This is a genomic window from Sphingobacterium sp. UBA7253 (assembly GCF_002472745.1).
In the GTDB taxonomy this organism is placed as follows: domain Bacteria; phylum Bacteroidota; class Bacteroidia; order Sphingobacteriales; family Sphingobacteriaceae; genus Sphingobacterium; species Sphingobacterium siyangense.
The window spans coordinates 16,886-34,443 of record NZ_DKSP01000037.1; the positions used below are offsets into that span (position 1 = coordinate 16,886).

The following is a 17,558-nucleotide window of genomic DNA, read 5'->3' on the forward strand; positions in this document are numbered from 1 at the left end:
AACACCCCATAATGATGGCATGGTACCATAAAAGACGACTTTATGGCGGAATTGATTGTCCGAATATGTCATCGTACTCAAGTCGCGTGGATCATCTTTGACCATCAGGGAAAGGGTGGCGGAGTTGGCAACATTACCGTTATAGGAGGTATTATCTTTTGTATCGTTCCAAGTGTAAGACATGGTGATCTGACCGTCCTTATAATAACGATAAGTTCCGTCCAGTACAACGGTGTAAGAATTATTTTTCCCTTCACTGTTCATTTCTAATACACGGCCTATTTGTTTGGTTTTACGGCTATTGGTCCAGTTGGCGGCACCATTTGTCGTGTTGATGCTCGATGCAGGAACATACACCCCACGGTTACCTTCGGCAGTAAGTCTAAAGTAAGGGTCCTCCACCATATTGCGATCTACATACATATAATTGTTGCGTCCCCAAGTTCCGTAAGCACTTAATCCGATACGTAATGAAGGTGTGAAAAAGTGATTGATGGAGATATTGGCTTTATATACCGTCGGCACTTTCACATCCTTACTATTGGTATTGATGGTGACAAGTTTTTCAATCTTTGGATTGTCCAACAATTCACGTCCCGGAGCTGTATCGGGATCCTTGCGATATCCTGCAAAATTTGGCTTGGGAATTAAGGTCGGGTCAGTAATATCTACACCGGCAATGCGTGAACCATCAAACAACATATTGTTTAACATAGAATAGGGGTTGAGGGCCGAACCGAATATACCAGCGCCAAAACGGATGATATTTTTCTTTTCTTCATTGATATCCCAGTTGAACTGCACACGGGGCTGTATCTGAAAAGTATTGATCCCATTATCGGTCGAGAGACCCAGTTCGTCATAGACCGTTTGGTTGAATGTTGCCTTCTTTAGGTATTTCGTGTTGTCTAGACGTAGGCCGCCGACAACATCAAGACCTCTTGCGATTTTAGCTTCCATTTGTCCATAAAGGCCTACAGCCAGATTGTTGACCAGGGTGTTTTCTTTGTCGGTCATATATACATCACGGGCATAGCGATAAGGAGTCAGGTTGTCGAAATTTTGCAGACCGGTAAAATAAAAGCGACCATTCATTTCGCTGCCGTAGCGGAAGTCCATGTTGGTATACATGACATCTGCACCGAAGGTATATTTGATTTTATCTGTATTATAATATAGGTTGTTGACCAATTGTAACATATTTCCGTTGAACCATTCTGGCGCGTAACGCTGACCACCAAGCTGTATTGAATTGGTATATTTATTTGTACCGTCTACAGATTGAACGGATTCGACGATCGCACGCGGAATACTGTGTGATTGATCAAATCCAGCAACATTATGCTGTGCTTCTGAGCGTTCATAGAAATGTTGTACCTTCAAATCGTTGGTCAGTTTGGAGTTGATAGACGTACGCAAGGAGGCCATTAGGCTATTGTTTATGTATCTTCTGTTGGTATAAGATTCAAAAACATTGATCCCTGTATTGTCCCCTTCCTGTTGATTGTCCATATCGTAGACAAAGTTGTTACGAATTGTCAATAGGTTTTTATCGTTCAACTGCCAGTCAATGCGGGCAAAGGCAGCATCGGTCTTTTTCTTTTTGTCGAAAGAGCCAAACAGACGATCGGCGCTAGCGCCATATTTGCCCACAGCAATGCGGGTAAACTCATCTAAAGTAGCCTGCGTTACTTTGTAACGTGCAATATCCTCGGTTGTTTGAATATCAGCGATCTGAAGTGGGCGGGTATCCATTTGACGGTCCCAGGTTACAAAGAAATGGGCTTTGTCCTTGATGATTGGCCCACCAAGTGAAAATCCATATTGATAGGTGGAGAATTTTTGTTTACGTGCCGTTCCATTCAGGTTGTACTTGCTCGAAAGCCAGCCCGCACGAGCAAAAGTGAACGCACTTCCCGTTAAGGTGTTGGTGCCTGATTTGGTTACTGTGGTAATACTTCCGCCACCGCTGCGGCCGAACGTGACATCGTAGTCATTGGTCACTACCTTGAATTCCCGAATCGCTTCCATGGAGATTGAATAGGCGCCACCGCTGTTCCCGCCAGCGACGGTACTCCGTGAATTCATGCCGTCTACCGTAAAATTGGTCGAAGATGCTCGTTGTCCGGCTAGATTTGTTCCACTGCTAACAGGTGATAAATCAATTAGCGAGGAGAAATTACGTCCATTTACAGGCATTTTTTTGAGATCATTGGCCGTAATAGCTGTGGATGCACCCAATGTCTTGATCTTGTTTTTTAGATCAGCTGCAGTTCCCTGAACGATGACTTCATCCAATTTATTTTCGGCTGATGATAAGGTAAAATCTACATTGAGTTCGTCACCATAGCTTAATTTATAGTCGGTCTTTTTTTGTTCGGCATAGCCAACATGGTTTACTGATATGCTGTACGGTGACCCTAAAGGTAATTGTGGAAAGGTATAGATACCATTTTGATTCGTCAGTGTTGTTTGTTTAAACCCGGTAGATTCATTTTTTACCGATACAGACGTTCCTTTTACGGGGCCATTGTTGTCCATGATACGACCTGTAATGGTTGCTTCCGTACCCTGAGCCCAGCTGTTGGTTGGAATTTGAAAAAATGTAATGATGGTCAATGAGATTAACCAAATGATCTGTCTTTGCATAATAATTTCACTTTTTAGTTGATTAGTGTCTGTCACAAGTATGTTGCGAAATTATCCCTGCAAGATTGTTAAATGGTTAAGGGCTCATTATTAAATATTTAATAAAAATGGATTTAGGTTGCCTATTGCGTATAATTAATTAACCTATACACAGAGCGGGCGGCTCGGAAGAAACCGAGCGGTTTGCTATTAAAATATCTTTAAATAGATAAATATTTGTTTCTTTTGTTCAGTGCAGTGAACGATTTTTTATATTTTTGTTTTTTATAATAAACAAAATAGGTATTTTTCAAACAAAATAAACATTATCACATGGAAGAACTAGTTCAACAATTTAAACGACGTATACGGTTTGTGGATATGAATTTTGTACGAAATATAATGTATGAAATTAATTGGTCCGCTCGTTTAATTGGAATTAAAGGAGCAAGGGGAATTGGTAAGACGACCTTATTGCTTCAATACATTAAGCTAAATTTGTTCGACAGGTTGGACGAAGTGCTTTATGTCAGTTTGGATGCAGTGTGGTTCAATAATAAGTCTTTGCTGGATTTAGTATATGAATTCGATCAAAAAGGAGGAAAGTATCTGTTTTTGGATGAAGTACATAAATATGAAGGCTGGGCCCAAATATTAAAAAATATTTATGACGACTACCCTGAGATGAAGATCATCTTTACTGGCTCCTCCCTTTTAGAAATTCTGAATGCCCGTGTTGATTTAAGTCGTAGGGCAGTAGTTTACAAAATGCAGGGATTTTCCTTTCGTGAATTTCTTTCATTGGAAACAAAAACTACTTTCCCAATATTTAGCCTGGATCAAATTTTAGAAGAGCATAGCAAAGTGGACTATAAAATCAATGCCATGGTTAAACCTTTTCAGTATTTTGAGAAATATTTGAAATATGGGTATTATCCTTATTACCGAGAACAGCTTGATTTATATGAGATGCGAGTAATGGAGGTCATTAATATGATTCTGGAAATTGAATTGCCGCTCTTACGAAATGTAGATATCGCTTATGTTACTAAGATTAAGCAATTGCTTGTTATCATTGCTGAATCTGTCCCTTTTGTGCCTAACATCAGTAAGCTCAGTGAAAAGATTGGTATTAGCCGGACAACTCTGTTGTCTTATCTCTACTATTTGGATGAAATTAGTTTAACGCATAATCTCTATAAGGTGGGTGAAGGTATAAGTCAGTTACAAAAACCATCTAAAATTTTTCTAGACAATACCAACCTTTCCTTCTTATTTGCACATGAGAATGTTAACCCTGGAAATCTAAGGGAAACATTTTTTGTTAACCAACTTGCATTTCAACATCAGGTGAACTATGCGGAGCAAGGAGATTTTATTGTTGATGAAAAGTACACCTTTGAGGTAGGAGGGAGAGACAAGTCCAATAAACAAATTAAAGGAATAAACAATGCCTACATTGCAGCAGATGACATTGAGTTTGGTCATCAAAATAAGGTCCCACTATGGTTGTTTGGCTTTTTATATTAATAGCATACTATTTGATTAATAGCATACTATTTGATGCAAATGGTAGCAAGAAAAAATCAGAAGCGGCCTGGAAGTGTGGCTAGACCGCTCTGTATTTCTATATAGAGATTTACTCTTCCCAACGAATTTTATCTGCAATGGGTGTACGGATAGGTTCACGCGCCTCAGATTGGTGGTGTCCTAAGTAGAATAGACCGATACATTTTTGATTTTCTTCGAGATTTAAGAAACCACCCAAGTGATTGATTAAACCTGGAGTCGCCCAGTATCCCCCGATATTTAGCGAGTGTGCAGCCAACCACATGTTTTCAACTGCAGCAGCTGTACAAGCCAATTCTTCCCATTCAGGAACTTCACCCGTATAATTGACAACAATCGCAATGGCAACGTTTGACTGTGTTGCTTTTTTGCCCATTGTTATTTCTGTTGCTTCAGTATATTTCTCTGTAGGTGTTACCGATTTGTAGATACGTGATAATTCAATGCCTAAACGTTCTAATCCTTCTTTGCGGAAGATCACAAAACGCCAAGGTTGTGTTCTTTTGTGTGTTGGAGCAGCATTGGCCGCTTCCAAGATACTCAAGATATCCTCTTTACTGACTTCTTCTTCAGTAAAGGAAGCTTGAAATACGGATCTTCTGTAGTGTATTGCTTTTAATACGTCGTTTTTCATTATAATTTATTTTTCCTTTATGCTTTTTCTTCCCATAAAGATACAACATGCAAAATTGTTTTGACGGCTTTTTCCATATCTTGTACAGCTACCCACTCTTGTTTTCCGTGGAAGGCATGCCCTCCAGCAAAAATATTTGGACAAGGTAAGCCCATAAACGAAAGGCGGGAGCCATCTGTTCCACCGCGGATACTTCTTCTTTCGGCCACCATTCCTGCACGGTTGATGGCTTCCATACCGATTTCCATAATTTCAGGATGCTGATCTAGCACTTCTTTCATATTACGGTATTGTTCTTTTACGACAAAAGTATAGGTACAGTTTGGATATTGTTCGACAATCGATTTTGCGATGCCTTCCAGCTCATCTTCATGTTTCTTTAGATTGGCTGTAACGTGATCGCGTACGATAAATTGAATTTCAGCTTTTTCCACAGATCCACTGATATGAACAGGGTGTACAAAGCCGTCTTTTTTATTGGTACTTTCAGGTGAAAGTCGATCTTTTGGTAGTGCATCAATTACCGCACTGGCGATTTTGATGGCACTTTGCATTTTACCCTTAGCAAAGCCCGGATGTACGGACACACCATGAATCGTTAATGTAGCTCCATCCGCTGAAAATGTTTCATCCTCAATGGTTCCAGCTCTTTCGCCATCCATTGTATAAGCAAAATCTGCTGCTAAACGTTTCAAATCTGCTTTATCAACACCTCTGCCAATCTCCTCATCTGGTGTGAAAAGAATTTTGATATCACCATGTTTGATTTCAGGATGTTTCATTAATAAACGGGCAGCATCCATGATTTCGGCCACACCTGCTTTGTCATCTGCACCCAACAAAGTGGTGCCACTCGCTGTAATGATATCATTGCCAATTTGATTGGCTAGATCGGGATGTTCGGCGTATTTGATGATAATACTCTTGTCGTCAGGAAGCACAAGATCCTGGCCCTGATAATTAGGATGAACCAGTGGTTTAACATCTTTTCCAGAAGAGTCCGGAGATGTATCCATATGAGAACAGAAGCAGATAACAGGAACTTGCTTTGCAGTATTGGATGGAATAGTTGCATAGATATATCCATTTTCATCCATTGCTGCGTCTGAAATACCCAATGCTAGCAACTCCGTTACAAGTAACTTTCCAAGGTTCTTTTGCTTTTCCGTAGAAGGACATGTTGGTGAATTTGCATCAGATTGTGTGTCAATCTGTACATAGCGTTGAAATCTTTCGGATACCGAAAAATCACTTATGTTGTTGATCTCAAATGTGCTCATTTTCTAATAGCCTTAATGTGATAAGGGTGGTCAAACTTAGATAAATTGCTTTTTATTTGCAATTTAATTTGGTTGCATTTACAAACAATTTGTCCCTACTCCACAGGTTTAATTCTATTTGTTAACAAACTGACAATAACTGAAACTCATAGGAGGGAGCACAACCCCAATTCCCGCTGCAAGGAATTTATTGTTACCTATAATTTATTGCTACATACAATGTGTTGTAGCGCTTTTGAACAGTAAAGTTTTACCCATAGCTATGTGAACATAAATCTTGGATGATCCCACATTAAAAAAAAGACCTATCAAATCGTTGACAGGTCCTTTTTTATTGTATTGTTCTCTATTTCTTTTCGTCTGCGTAACCAAATACTTTCTGTAAAATATTGGTATTTCTGCTGCCGCCTATGTTCTGTCTAATTTTTGACTCCTGGTCGGCAACTTTAATGAAAAGACCATCTATTGCTTTCTGCGTAACGTAGGCAGTAAGATTTGTCTCCACTTTATTGCCTAAAGGGAGGTTGTTATAAGCTGAAGTCAATTGTGTCCAATACTGGTCCACATTGTTTGTACCCATGGCAGATTTGATAACTGGACTAAATTTGCTCGTTAATTCTGTCGATGTATTTGTTTTAAAAAACGTTGTCGCGGCGTCTTCTTTGCTGCCTAGAAGAATATTGGTCGCATCTGTAATTGTCATCTTTGAAAGTGCATTGACAAATACGGGGGCAGCCTCTTTAACGGCTCCCTCAGCAGCTCTGTTCATGCTCTGTATAAACTGATCGCATAATTTTCCCATACCAACAGCGCGAAGCGTTTTTTCTACTTTCTGTGCTTCGGCAGGCATCAAAATCTTTACTGCCGCATCGCCCAAAAAACCATCCTTCTTGGCTAAAGATTCGATACTCAGATTTAAACCATTGCTTAAAGCCTGTTTGATCCCCAATGAAGCATCTTTGTTGGATAAAGACGTCAAGGTATTGGATTTGGATGCTGTTGCTTTAGTATTTGATGCTGTGGTCGTTTTAGTACTGTCAGTTTGGCCCTGATTTGCTTTTGTCAATGTTTCACTGATTTTCTTAAAAATCTGTGCTTCACTTGCATTGGAGTAAAGTAGTCCTGAGACAAATAGTGTGCAATATAATAGTGGAAATTTCATCATGTTATTGTTTTGTTGTCAAAATTAAACATATCGACTGTTAATTTATGTGAAAGTTTAAAGCAATTGCTAGGAACCATAGCTATTGTCAAGAATCGTAGCAGATGCGCTACATTGTGCTGAATCGCTATCCCAGATGCGGTATAAATAAAAAGCTGTCCCACAAAATAAAACAGCAGATTCTAAGCGAACCTGCTGTTTGTGTTATAGGGTTGTTGTAATTAACATGATATTATTTCCAGGAGAGCGTCGTTGCTACTGGAAAGTGATCTGAGGGGAATTTATTCATATACGTGTCCGTCAGGATACCATATTTTTTAACCTGGAAAGGTTTGGTAATAAAAATATGATCAATGCGGCCCGTTGGTCTGATGCTTTTGCCCCAGCCATTGAAGGAAGAATTGGGTTCATATTTGAATGTTGCCAGTTCATGTACGTCAGTGACTACTTTGCTATTGGCTAATGTGAAATAAGCCTCATCTTTTTCATCCACATTGAAGTCGCCGGTTAAAATCAAAGGTAGGTCTTTGGCAAACTCTTTTGCTTTTTCTAGAATCAACTTGGCACTCTCGGTGCGTGCAGTACGGCCGATATGGTCAAAGTGCGTGTTCATGAAGATGAAGCGTTTTTTGTTGGCCTTGTCTTCAAAAATACCCCAGGTACAGATCCGAGGTAGTGCTGCATCCCAGCCTTTATTCGGGTGTTCGGTATCTGTTGCCGAAAGCCAGAAAGTTCCGCTCTTTATTGCTTTAAAGCGATTTGTATTGTAATAAATAGCCGAGTGTTCGCCCTCTTGTGCACCATCGTCGCGACCAACACCCACATAATCAAATCCAGGAAGGAGCTTTTTAAGATCTTGAACCTGATCAAAAAAACCTTCTTGGATACCAAAGATATCAAAGCCATGGTATTTAATCAGATTGGTTAGCGGAACTTTGCGGTCGTTCCACATGTTGTCAACATCGACGGTATTTCTTTGACGGATATTATAGCTTGCTGCAATAAATTCCTGTGCATAAGATAGATAGGATAGGCAGAGCGCTAAAGCGAGAATAATACTTTTTTTCATTTAGAATCTAGTTTTTAAAAAGGTACTGAAACGGTCATGCTCATGAAGTCGGCCTGATAAGTGGTCGACTGATTAGAATACATGACTATTTCAACGGTATTGTTATTTCTTTAATACACGGAGCAACAATTCAGGTTCGTCAGTTGTAATAAAATCAATTTTCTGATTAATTAGATTTGTCATTTCCTCTTCTGTGTTTACTGTCCACGCGTTCACTTTCATGCCAAGTTGATGTGCATCTTTCAGCCATGTCGCGTTCTTTTTGAAAACCGAAAAGTGATAATCCAAACCATTTATTCCTGCGGCCTTCACCTCAGCAGGAGTTTTATCGCCTGTGAGGTATTGAATATTGGCCTTAGGCGCCAGTTCGTGAATCTTCTGACAAGCCTCAAAGCTAAAGGAAATATAATCAGTGACTTTCTCTGCTTTCAAGTTTTTAACCATTTCCACCGTTTTTGTTGTCGCTTCAAGTGTACGCTCTACGCCGAGTTTATTGATTTTCAATTCAAGGATAAGACGTAAACCTTTCAATTTTTTACCAGCGTTAAGATATTCTTCCAAAGTGGGAATAGATTCACCGTTAGGATGCTTCTTTTCTAAGAGCTCCTTGTACGTTGCTGTGGCAATATCGATACCATAGAAATCATTATCGTGGTTGACCACAAGAATATTGTCTTTGGTCAAATGCACATCAAATTCGGATCCGAAGAGCTTAAGGTCGTGGGCTGCTGTTAAAGAAGCAATGGAATTTTGTGGAAGATGGCTGTTTTTCCATACGCCACGATGTGCAATGGCCTTAGTTTGTGCAAATAATGCCGACGATGAGATCACCATGGCTAGTGTCAGACAGCTAAAAATATGTTTTTTCATGTGATAATTATGTATGAGTGTTTGTTTTCAACGGCATAATTTGCACGTTTCACTCGTTGATTTATTCCTATTCTATTTCTCTTTTTGGGCATTATATTACCGATTAAGATGTTTATGGTAAAAAATCGACCCCTAATGATAGGATCGTTTCTTACAAAGCTGTTTAAAAGCTGATTTTACATGGAACAAAAAAAGTGGTACTTTTTATCTCGATGTACAAGATCTAAAGTACCACTTTTATATTTAGGAATTGTTAAGTGTAATTTATTTTTTACCGTTCCATTCGGCCATGAACTCATCTAGGAAGCTGAGCATATAATCATGGCGATGCGCTGCGATTCTTTTCGCGGCTTCTGTATTCATCTTATTCTTTAACAATAGTAGCTTTTCGTAGAAGTGATTGATTGTAGGAGCTTCCGAATGCTTGTACGCTTCCTTATCCTTATATTCCTGAACGGGAACATTGGGATTATACATCTCACGGCCTTTGTTTCCGCCAAAGCTAAACGCGCGGGCAATACCTATTGCGCCAATAGCATCTAGACGGTCAGCATCTTGCACGATCTCCATCTCTTTTGAATGGAATGAAACTTCACCTAAACTTGCTTTGAAAGACATGTTGAAGATGATTTTCTTGACATGGTCAATGATCTCAGGCGAAATTTCTAGACTTGCCAAAAACTCTCCGGCAACACGAGGGCCGATTGTTTCGTCGCCATCATGGAATTTACTGTCAGCGATGTCATGTAATAGCGCCGCCAGTTCGCACACCATAACATCTGCTTCTTCATCTTCTAAAATTAACTTCGTATTGTTCCATACGCGTTGAATATGCGACCAATCGTGGCCTGCTTCTGCAAATTTCAACCGGTCTTGCACAAATGCTACTGTGCGCTCAATAATGTTATTCATACAATACTTTTGTTTTTTCGCGAGTACCCTCGTATAATTCGTATTCTAATAATCTACAATCTAATTTACCATTATAAAATTCTATACGTCGGGATGCACGCAACCCGATTTTCTTTGCCAGATCTGGATTTCCAGTAAATATATAGCCTCTATAACCTTTGCATTCCTGTTTCATGAAATCTCCCATACGCTTATAGGTAATTTCTAGCTTGCTGTGTGTGCCCAAACGTTCACCATATTCAGGATTGAATAAAATGACACCTCCTTCTTTAGGAACGTGTGTTTCGGCAAAATCGCATACTTCAAATGAAATTAATTGCTCTACACCAGCAGTTCTTGCGTTCATCTTGGAGACGTTGATAGCCTCTTCCGAAATATCACTTGCGATAATTTGCGGTGCCGCTTTTTTATTGATCTGATCTTTAAGTACGCGACGCTCCTGGAAGAAAACTGTTTCATCATAACCTATGAAATGCATAAATGAATAGTTCATGCGTAATAATCCAGGTTTTCTGTTTGTAGCAATCAGAGCTGCCTCAATAGCTAAGGTTCCGGATCCACACATCGGGTTCACAAAAGGAGAATTACCATCCCATTTGGATGCAATAATAGTTGAGGCTGCCAGGGCTTCTAACATTGGCGCTTTTCCAGGGATTTTCCGGTAGCCATGTTTCGCTAGTGTTTCACCTGAGGTATCGAGAAAAATTTCAGCACGGTCATCTTTCCAGTACAAGTGCACAACCGCTTTATTATTGTCCGGACCTGAATTAGGGCGCATACCCTTTTTTTCCTTGATACGGTCTACGATTGCATCCTTAACCTTGACGTTTGCAAATAATGGTGTGCTGATTGTCTCATTGTCCACATTGGAACTGACAGAGAAGTATCCGTCAAATTGAATGAGTTCTTCCCATGCGATTTGACGCAATTCGTCATAGAGCTCCGTCGGATTATTGGCCGTAAACTCTTTTAACGAATACAAAATCTGAGATGCTGTGCGCAGGTTCAGATTGAGCTTGATCGTATCGTTTATATTGACCTTTAATTCTACTCCTGTCGGAAATGCCCTGACAATGTCAAAACCTAACTCTTTAACTTCCTGTTGCAAATAAGGTGATAAGCGCTTATTGCACGTTATAATAACTTTATTGGGGGTGTTGAAAACTTCCATCATATTTTGTACAAAGTTAATTAAACTCTTCCTCAAAAATTGCTTAATTTTACGCTTTAATATTTATTTTTTTGATTATGGAAATTAGAGGAAAAGTACACGAGATAGGAGCGACACAACAAGTGACAGAATCATTCAAAAAACGCGATATGATTGTAGCTTATGCCGAAAACCCACAATTTGTTGAGTATATCCGTTTTGAATCAACACAAGACAGAACGTCAATTTTTGATAACCTAGCAATTGGTGAAGAGGTAGAAGTATCTTTTAATCTTCGTGGTCGTCCTTGGACTAATAAAGATGGCGTAACAACTTATTTCAATTCATTGGTCGCATGGCGTGTAACAAAATTAGGTAATGCTGCTCCAGCACCATCTTCTCCAGGTTACGCGGATATGCCTGCTCCTGTAGATTTGGCTGGTTCATCAGATGATGATGATCTACCATTCTAATCTGAAGAGGATTTTATGCACTATCGCCCTTGCGGTAGCCAATAGATTATTTGAACTGTAAACAATTCAGTTATTTACAATAGAAAGGCTTCTTCAAGAAGCCTTTTTTCTTTCATAGCATCAGCATGGGCGCCTGATTTTTCTTGGCGCTGAAATTGCTTGCTATACGGTGTCGTACATCAAAAAACAATAAATATGAAATCATCCGTATTATTTCTTTGCTTAGCAGCAGTTTCGCTAAGTGCATGCAATCAAACTTCAAAAGAGAGTCCGCATGCTACAGCAGATTCTTCAGTACATGAGACCGCGGCAGTAGATACTGCTCATACATCGCAAAACTCACTGGATTGGGCTGGTACCTATGAAGCTACTATTCCCTGTGCAGATTGTGAAGGTATCAAAACCAATATCACCTTAAAGAATGATAATACCTTTGCCATCGTCAGTGAATATATTAATAAAAATACCAAGGTTGAAGATACTGGCAAAGTCATGTGGCATGACAACGGATCCGTTGTTCATCTCACGGGGAAAGAGACAAATATGAAATTGAAGGTCGGCGAAAATAAGCTGATTGGACTAGATCAGGAAGGCCATGCGATCGATGGCCCCAATGCACATCTCTATGTGTACAATAAGGTCGAAGGAGAGAAACTGTAAAACGAAGCTCCGATGAAAGAATTAGCCGCTGACGTATTTACCGTAGGGAACTTTTCGGAGAAGATACGTCAGTAAGGCACTCGCCAACAGGGTGATCACTGTTGCTGCCGGGATTTTCCACAAAGTGGATAATGGAAGCAAAGGATGAATATAATTCAGCAATAAAATATGGCATAAGTAAATGCCAAAGCTGTGAATGTCGATAAATTCCCAGAAGGGGTTGAGCTGTTCTGAGAGTTTAAGGCCTTGCACGAAGATGAATAAAAAGCCTGCACTCAATGCGATATTTGGCGAAAGATAGTTGTAAAGTGTCGGGTCAAACTCTCCGCGAGAAACACTCAGATGCGATGTCCCCGAAGCCGTAATTAAACAACAGATCAGAAAAAACGTAAAACTTGATAATTTGACCATTTGGATTGGATAATTACGTAAATAATGCCCCAAGACAAGGTAACCCGCATACCCCGAGAAAAAGGTCAGGTCAAAATTAGGTAGGTAACTATTGAACCATTTATTCGTAAAAAATAACGCTGCAAACCACAATCCCAAAAAGATCTCAAGTTCCCTTTTACTGCAGTTGCCAACAATTTTGCGTATGAAAGGAACTGCAAGGTAGAGCCCAAGTATCATGTATAGATACCAAAGGTGTGCATTCGTTCCTGATTTTAAGCGAATTAACACAATGTTAATAACTTGTGGAAAACCAATGTAGTCAAAATCAATGTACCGAATAAAATAATAGAGAAGATAGACGATCGTCCAAAAAAGAAAGGGCGGGACAATTTTTAACAGACGTTTCCGATAAAATTGTCCCGTGCTTTCGTCTTTCTGTAGCAGCAGAGCGCCTGAAATAATGACAAACAGGGGTACTGCAAAGCGCGAGAAGCTATTGATCCAATTGGCATAACTCCAGTCGAATGACTCAAATTCATTGCTGTTTAGGTAGCCCGAAGAGGAATGAATCAAGATAACGAGGAATATCGCAACAATACGTAGTACACTGATATAACTGGTTCGCGCCATTTGATTATGCTATTTTTATTGACTTTTACTGTCGTAGGCTTTCAAATACAGCAGCGTTAGGAGTGCGCCAATGCTCGCCATGCCCACGCCAACAAGCGAAGGTGTGTTATAAGCTAAACCCCAGGTTATTGGAATTCCACCTAAAAATGCACCTAAGGTATTGCCCAGGTTAAAGGCAGCCTGGCCACCTGCCGCAGCCAATGTTGCAGCTTCTTTTGAAGCGCGAATTAACATCAGTTGTGTCGGCGAACCAATGGTGAAGGATACCAGTCCAGTAATAAATGCCAAAGGATAGGCTGTCCAGCCCAATGGCGATATAAAGTAAACCATCACAAGGCATAGCGCCATGGCGGAAAAACTAGCGATCGCAGCTTTGGTTGGGGAGATTGTATCGGCCAATTTTCCGCCGATAAGATTCCCGAAAAACATACCAACACCGATCAGGACCATAATCAACGGTACGCGATCAGCAGCGATGCCCGACACATTGGTCACTAAAGGTGCGATGTAACTGATCCATGCAAAAAGTCCACCGGTACCGATGGCGATAATAGCCATTAATAGCCAGGCAATTTTTTTGTTGAAGAAGTTGAGCTGGCTAAAGATGTTATTCCCTTTGGAAGCTTCAATTTTTGGCATCCAAGCATAAATTGCTGCAAAAGTGATTAACCCCAATACACTAATGATACCATACGTCAAACGCCATGAATAATGATGGCCGAGGTAGGTTCCTAGCGGTACTCCAGCCAAATTGGCAATGGTCATTCCTGTGAACATGATAGATATAGCCTGGGCTTCTTTTCCCTTTGGTGCCAACCGAGCAGCAACAACAGATCCAACACCAAAAAATGCACCATGCGGAAGCCCCGCCATAAAACGGGAGAGGCTGATCAAAAATTGACCTGGAGCAATACTAAATAGGCCGTTGAAAATAAAGAAGAGCAACATTAAAAAAAGTAATACCTTCTTTGGCGGATATTTTCCCGTAAATAGGACTAATGTTGGGGCACCTACAACAACACCCAGTGCGTATAGTGCAATCAGGTGCGCGGCAGTAGGGATCTCGATATGAAGATCTTTGGCAATATCAGGCAAGATACCCATCATCGTGAATTCGGTCATTCCGATGGCAAGTCCGCCAAATGCCAAAGCGATAATTCCTTTGTTCATTGTATTTTAAGGTTGAGGTTGTACGATAATGGTACGAAGATAATAAATAGATTGTACTAAAAATTATTGATACCTTTTTTGAGGGACACAAGTAATATTTTTAGTTTTTCTTAAGATGATCTGACGTTGATCTAATCTGCTTTCCAGTACCACCGAATCCGCAGCATGATAAACAACTTTAAAGCGGGGGATATACTGGCCGGAAAGATAGCAGCCTGAAATTTTCTGCTTGCCATTCTCTTTGGTATAAATACCATCGACAATGATGGAGTCTCCACGCAAAACATAAATACCCTTTGCATGTTCTGTCCAGGATCCATTTTTGTAACAGCTATCCGGGATTGTTTGTACCTTATTGTTGACGTGCATGGTCGCGTAAACAGAATCACAGGTAAACTTGAAATCGGTCAAGGTATATTGCATCATCTGCTGTTGTCCTGGAATACTGTCTTGGACCCATTCTCCCTGTAAAAAGGGTGCGCCTTCGTTCTGCATATCCGAATTGAATTTGCAGGCAGTAAAAAAGAAAAACATACCTATGGCAAGTGCCAATAGGTATGTTTTTGTTCGTATGTTTTTTATTGAAATAAAAGTCACAGCTTATTTTAAACTTCCAACCATATCTTCTGGTTTTACCCAGGCATCGAAATCTTCAGGAGTCACATAACCTAAGCGTACGGCTTCTTCTTTAAGCGTAGTACCATTTTTATGTGCTGTTTGTGCGATTTCTGCTGATTTGTAGTAACCAATTTTTGTGTTCAGTGCCGTTACTAACATCAAGGAGTTGTCTACCAATTCTTTGATGCGTTTGTAGTTCGGTTCGATACCAGCTGCACAGTGCTCTTCAAATGAAACACAAGCATCACCCAATAGGCGAGCAGACTGTAAGAAGTTTGCGGCCATCAATGGTTTGAACACGTTCAGTTCATAGTGACCTTGCGTTCCACCAATTGTAATAGCCACATCATTACCCATCACTTGCGCCGCAACCATTGTCAATGCTTCACATTGCGTTGGATTAACTTTACCTGGCATAATCGATGATCCTGGTTCGTTCTCAGGGATCAAGATTTCACCGATACCTGAACGTGGGCCAGAAGCCAACATACGGATATCATTTGCAATTTTATTTAATGAAACAGCCAATTGCTTCAATGCACCGTGTGTTTCAACGATTGCGTCGTGAGCAGCCAATGCCTCAAATTTATTTTCAGCGGTTACGAAAGGTAGGCCGGTAAATTCAGCGATATATTTAGCAACGACAACGTCATATCCGTTTGGTGTATTTAATCCTGTACCTACAGCAGTACCACCCAATGCAAGTTCTGACAAATGCGAAAGTGTATTTCTTAAAGCTTTCAGACCATGGTTCAATTGAGCAACATAACCTGAAATCTCTTGACCTAAAGTCAATGGGGTAGCATCCATTAAGTGTGTACGGCCAATTTTAACCACGCTTTTAAACTCCTCAGCTTTTTTCGCCAATGTGTCACGCAATTTTTCTACACCTGGAATGGTAACTTCAGCAACAGCTTTGTAAGCCGCAATATGCATTCCTGTAGGGAAAGTATCGTTAGATGATTGTGATTTGTTTACATCATCATTTGCTTTTAATACAGGTTCACCTTCACCAATTTTATGTCCAGCCAATACTTGTGCACGGTTTGCGACAACCTCGTTCACATTCATATTGGATTGTGTACCCGAGCCCGTTTGCCAAATAACCAATGGAAATTGATCATCCAATTTACCTGCCAAGATCTCATCACATACTGTAGCGATCGCATCACGTTTCTCTACAGGTAATACCCCCAACTCGTGGTTAGCATAAGCAGCTGCTTTTTTCAAATAAGCAAAGCCTGCGACGATTTCGTGTGGCATTGAAGCTGCCGGTCCGATTTTAAAGTTGTTGCGTGAACGCTCTGTTTGTGCACCCCAGTATTTGTCTGCAGGTACTTGAACTTCACCCATTGTGTCTTTTTCAATTCTGAATGACATAGTATGTAAGTATAAGTAAAACGTAAAAATTAAAAGCATATGTGCAAAGCACATTATACATCACTCACAAAGTTACAGGATAATACAGTAAAGAACAAGGATTAAAGCATAAAGACACAATAAGCAGGTTTTAAAAACCAAGACGTTTTGTCAAGGAATCATTCACATGATGGAAAACCTGTTTCGGTTTTAACGTCCGCCAGGGAATTACGTTCAATGTACCACCGAAATTAATGTAATAATCTATATTTTGCTGTTGGAATTCTTCAATAACATGCTCTCGGAAACCAATACCCGCAATCCATCCGTCCTCGATATCCTGAAACCATTCCTCGTAGTAAGAGTCGTCTGAAGCATGAAAATTCAGTACATTCTCTCCGATTAAAATAAAATACTTGATCCCTTGACTGATCAATACATCGATAATCTCTCGCTTGAGCAACATGATGTCATTGTAGATTGCATCATTCCATTCACCAATCAGTTCGATAATACAGTATTGTTTTTCATAGTCTACAAATAGTATTTTCAGATATAAGGTAAGCGAACCGAATTCGTCCCATTGTGGGTGCAGAAGGAAATTATAGATCTGTTTGTCAAAATCGAATTCGCTGTAGACTGTACCATAAAATGGGGATTGTTCATCTTCAGCGGCAATGTAATAGTCCCGCCAATTGTAATAAGGTTCGATTTCGTGCATAAAGTGGAATCTTTTTCAATTCAAACTAAGATAAATTTACGCGAATTTGCAAGTTAAATTATAGCGATCATTGTCATCTATTGAAATTAAATGTTTGGCACTCCTACGAGCTGTTTGGTTATGATTTTTGATAAAGACTTTTAATCATGGACAGCTTTGTTTGCTAGCCAAAACAAGGTCGTGAATTTTTTGTTTTTAATGTAAAAATATGGGTTCAAAAACTCGTTTAACCGAATAAACTTGCTATTTTTGATAAAGTA

Annotated in this window: 16 protein-coding genes; 3 read left to right on the top strand and 13 right to left on the bottom strand. The window is 39.9% G+C overall.

Annotation, left to right across the window (positions count from 1 at the left end; translation table 11 throughout):
• Positions 1 to 2,649: TonB-dependent receptor (locus B2X72_RS03530; RefSeq protein ID WP_286848282.1), on the bottom strand; the 2,649-nt coding region annotated here is incomplete at its 3' end.
• A 312-nt stretch (positions 2,650 to 2,961) separates the two neighbouring features.
• On the opposite strand from B2X72_RS03530, the gene B2X72_RS03535 reads away from it, so the two are divergent.
• Positions 2,962 to 4,158: an ATP-binding protein gene (locus B2X72_RS03535; protein WP_286848283.1), complete on the top strand. Its 1,197-nt coding sequence runs from the start codon at positions 2,962 to 2,964 to the stop codon at positions 4,156 to 4,158.
• 109 nt (positions 4,159 to 4,267) lie between these two features.
• Here B2X72_RS03535 and B2X72_RS03540 read toward each other — a convergent pair whose 3' ends face one another.
• The 7 genes from B2X72_RS03540 to B2X72_RS03570 form a co-directional block, all read right to left on the bottom strand.
• Positions 4,268 to 4,831 carry a nitroreductase family protein gene (locus tag B2X72_RS03540; RefSeq protein ID WP_286848285.1) on the bottom strand — a complete coding sequence of 188 codons (564 nt, stop codon included), beginning with the start codon at positions 4,829 to 4,831 and terminating at the stop codon, positions 4,268 to 4,270.
• 17 nt (positions 4,832 to 4,848) lie between these two features.
• On the bottom strand, positions 4,849 to 6,111 hold the full coding sequence (gene pepT / locus B2X72_RS03545) for a peptidase T (RefSeq protein WP_286848287.1): 1,263 nt from the start codon (positions 6,109 to 6,111) through the stop codon (positions 4,849 to 4,851).
• Between the two features lie 346 nt (positions 6,112 to 6,457).
• Positions 6,458 to 7,276, bottom strand: coding sequence for a DUF4197 domain-containing protein (locus tag B2X72_RS03550; protein ID WP_286848289.1), 819 nt, complete (start codon positions 7,274 to 7,276; stop codon positions 6,458 to 6,460).
• 229 nt (positions 7,277 to 7,505) lie between these two features.
• Positions 7,506 to 8,342: an endonuclease/exonuclease/phosphatase family protein gene (locus B2X72_RS03555; RefSeq protein WP_088163160.1), complete on the bottom strand. Its 837-nt coding sequence runs from the start codon at positions 8,340 to 8,342 to the stop codon at positions 7,506 to 7,508.
• A 102-nt stretch (positions 8,343 to 8,444) separates the two neighbouring features.
• The gene (locus B2X72_RS03560) at positions 8,445 to 9,212 is read right to left on the bottom strand and encodes a glycerophosphodiester phosphodiesterase (RefSeq protein ID WP_088163159.1); all 768 of its coding nucleotides are present in this window, start codon (positions 9,210 to 9,212) and stop codon (positions 8,445 to 8,447) included.
• Positions 9,213 to 9,476: 264 nt separating this feature from the next.
• Positions 9,477 to 10,124, bottom strand: coding sequence for an HD domain-containing protein (locus B2X72_RS03565; RefSeq protein WP_088163158.1), 648 nt, complete (start codon positions 10,122 to 10,124; stop codon positions 9,477 to 9,479).
• Positions 10,117 to 11,295 (bottom strand): THUMP domain-containing class I SAM-dependent RNA methyltransferase, encoded by a 1,179-nt coding sequence (locus B2X72_RS03570; RefSeq protein WP_286848315.1) that lies wholly within the window; start codon positions 11,293 to 11,295, stop codon positions 10,117 to 10,119. Before B2X72_RS03570 ends, B2X72_RS03565 begins: the two co-directional genes overlap by 8 nt.
• Before the next feature lie 77 nt (positions 11,296 to 11,372).
• On the opposite strand from B2X72_RS03570, the gene B2X72_RS03575 reads away from it, so the two are divergent.
• Together B2X72_RS03575 and B2X72_RS03580 are read left to right on the top strand one after the other, a co-directional pair.
• Positions 11,373 to 11,747 carry a DUF3127 domain-containing protein gene (locus B2X72_RS03575; protein ID WP_075994416.1) on the top strand — a complete coding sequence of 125 codons (375 nt, stop codon included), beginning with the start codon at positions 11,373 to 11,375 and terminating at the stop codon, positions 11,745 to 11,747.
• 195 nt (positions 11,748 to 11,942) lie between these two features.
• Positions 11,943 to 12,407: a copper resistance protein NlpE gene (locus tag B2X72_RS03580; RefSeq protein ID WP_286734455.1), complete on the top strand. Its 465-nt coding sequence runs from the start codon at positions 11,943 to 11,945 to the stop codon at positions 12,405 to 12,407.
• A gap of 21 nt (positions 12,408 to 12,428) precedes the next feature.
• On the opposite strand, the gene B2X72_RS03585 is transcribed toward B2X72_RS03580, so the two are convergent.
• The 5 genes from B2X72_RS03585 to B2X72_RS03605 all read right to left on the bottom strand — a co-directional run bounded on the left by B2X72_RS03585 (position 12,429) and on the right by B2X72_RS03605 (position 17,298).
• Entirely contained in the window at positions 12,429 to 13,430 is a 1,002-nt protein-coding gene (locus B2X72_RS03585; protein ID WP_286848292.1) for an acyltransferase, read from the bottom strand.
• A 15-nt stretch (positions 13,431 to 13,445) separates the two neighbouring features.
• Positions 13,446 to 14,600, bottom strand: coding sequence for an MFS transporter (locus B2X72_RS03590; protein ID WP_286848294.1), 1,155 nt, complete (start codon positions 14,598 to 14,600; stop codon positions 13,446 to 13,448).
• Between the two features lie 63 nt (positions 14,601 to 14,663).
• Positions 14,664 to 15,095 (bottom strand): fumarate hydratase, encoded by a 432-nt coding sequence (locus B2X72_RS03595; protein ID WP_227550058.1) that lies wholly within the window; start codon positions 15,093 to 15,095, stop codon positions 14,664 to 14,666.
• A 105-nt stretch (positions 15,096 to 15,200) separates the two neighbouring features.
• A complete protein-coding gene (gene fumC, locus B2X72_RS03600) occupies positions 15,201 to 16,598 on the bottom strand; it encodes a class II fumarate hydratase (RefSeq protein WP_088163154.1) in 1,398 nt (465 codons plus the stop codon).
• A 130-nt stretch (positions 16,599 to 16,728) separates the two neighbouring features.
• A complete protein-coding gene (locus tag B2X72_RS03605; protein WP_075994411.1) occupies positions 16,729 to 17,298 on the bottom strand; it encodes a hypothetical protein in 570 nt (189 codons plus the stop codon).
• Positions 17,299 to 17,558 lie beyond the last annotated feature (260 nt).